A 1,819-nucleotide genomic window follows, 5' to 3' on the forward strand; every position below is an offset into this window, starting at 1 on the left:
TAAATACCCAAAATTTATACAACAACTCCGTGTAATCATATGAAACAATAGCAGCACTTGCTTTGAAAAATTTAGCCACATGGAAATTTTTTGCTAAATTTTACTTCTAGCCTAGAAATTTATACCTGTATAAATTTACTTTGAATAGCATATTTGACCTCTCATCGCTACCGCTTGCGATGCACGATCTTTATATGAGATTGCGACGAGGCTTTATGCGCTTCGAATTTCATCAAACATTCTAAAATTTTACCGCTTCGTAGCGCGTGAATAGACTCAGGGTAAATTTCGTTTCGCTATTAGTGCGACAACGCGTGCCTTTTCTACTCACTTAATATATCAAGAGCCGCTTTTAATTGCTCTTTAAAGGTTTCTCTCAGATCTTTTGGTTCTAGTATCTCGATATCTGGAAGCCACTTTTTTATAAACGGCAATATCTCCATATCTTGAGTAAAATCTATGCTAAAAATAATGCTACCATCATCTAGCTTCTTTTTAAATTTTTGAGTTGGGAAAAACAGCTTCATACCCTCCTTAAAATATATAGCCACTTTCGGGGAGGCTTTTAATAGCGCCATTCGCGATGGCTCCGACGGCAAGCTCATAGCATTTTGTATTTTGTCAAAATGCTTTTTATATTTTTCTATAACATTTTTTTGATAATTTTTCGAGCTTTTGCTAAGCGATACGATAAAAGCCACTCTTAAAAGCCTAAAATTTCCCTCGGCATCCTCGATAGCCAAATACCAATTACCGTCTGTAAAAACTATTTTTAGGCACTTTACGTCGATTAAATTCTCCATTTCACCGATATATTTATACTTAATATCTCGGTATTCTCTATTCATAACGGCATTGCGAAGTTCGCTTAAATACCTCTTACTAGGCTCGTCTTGCAAAACCTCCAAAGGATTGGTTCTAAATAAAAATATGCCTGAATTCTCTTTTAATTGTGCAGATACCTTCTCTTTTTCATGTTTATCTAAATCATTAAATAAGCTAGGATCATTTTCGTTTAATAAACTAATTAGCCAGCCTAGATCATCGCTATATTTTAAAAGACGATTTAAAATGTCGATTATATCTTTGTTTTTGTCATATACTCTTAATACTTTTACCGGTCTCTTGCCATGCCCTATGAGCTTGCTTTCTATCCTAAAAGCGTCTGGAAATAGCTTCTCGATTTCGCCCATATACCTTCTAAGCGTTCTTTCCTTAATCCTTAACTCATCTAAAAGCTCTGTATCGGTAAGATAAATTTCTTGCTTTGCAACTAGCTTTTTTAAAATTTCAAAGATAACTATCGTTTTATTGTCTGCATCTGATGACATTATAACTCCTCGTATTCTCTAAATCTTGCGTGTTTAAATTCTCGTTTAATCACGACTTTGCCGTTTTCTACCCGCTCACTTACGATGCGGTTAGTAGTCGCATACACGGCTATCAGACCCATATTTTTAGCAAACCTTATCATATTATAAGTCGCTCCGTAGTCACCTTGCACCAGTAGTACATCGCCCGCTTTTGCTTGCTTTTTAAGTTTATCTTTATACGCTTCAACGAATTCTATTACGCTTTTTTCGGACGGGTCGATATCGCTCCACCTCGCATCGGTTATATTTATGAATTTATCAACATTTAAATTCTTCCTCGCATCTTCTTCTTGCTCCGACGTCAAGGTGTGGTTTATTAGCGTAAAGAGGGTTTTCATATTTTATTTCCCAATATATTTTGCTGTATACAAAATGAATTATATTTATCTAATAATCTTGATAACTCTTGCTTTGAGTCTTCTATCCTTTCGTTGGCATTACCATGA

Annotated in this window: 2 protein-coding genes; both read right to left on the reverse strand. The window is 35.2% G+C overall.

All coding sequences use genetic code 11. The features are described from left to right. Window positions 1-323: 323 nt before the first annotated feature. Window positions 324-1,331 carry a WYL domain-containing protein gene (locus Q0135_RS03870; protein ID WP_297988408.1) on the reverse strand — a complete coding sequence of 336 codons (1,008 nt, stop codon included), beginning with the start codon at window positions 1,329-1,331 and terminating at the stop codon, window positions 324-326. Continuing rightward, window positions 1,331-1,711, reverse strand: coding sequence for a CRISPR-associated protein Csx20 (gene csx20, locus Q0135_RS03875; protein WP_297988410.1), 381 nt, complete (start codon window positions 1,709-1,711; stop codon window positions 1,331-1,333). Before csx20 ends, Q0135_RS03870 begins: the two co-directional genes overlap by 1 nt. Window positions 1,712-1,819: the final 108 nt, after the last annotated feature.

Source organism: uncultured Campylobacter sp., from assembly GCF_937981295.1.
Classification (GTDB): domain Bacteria; phylum Campylobacterota; class Campylobacteria; order Campylobacterales; family Campylobacteraceae; genus Campylobacter_B.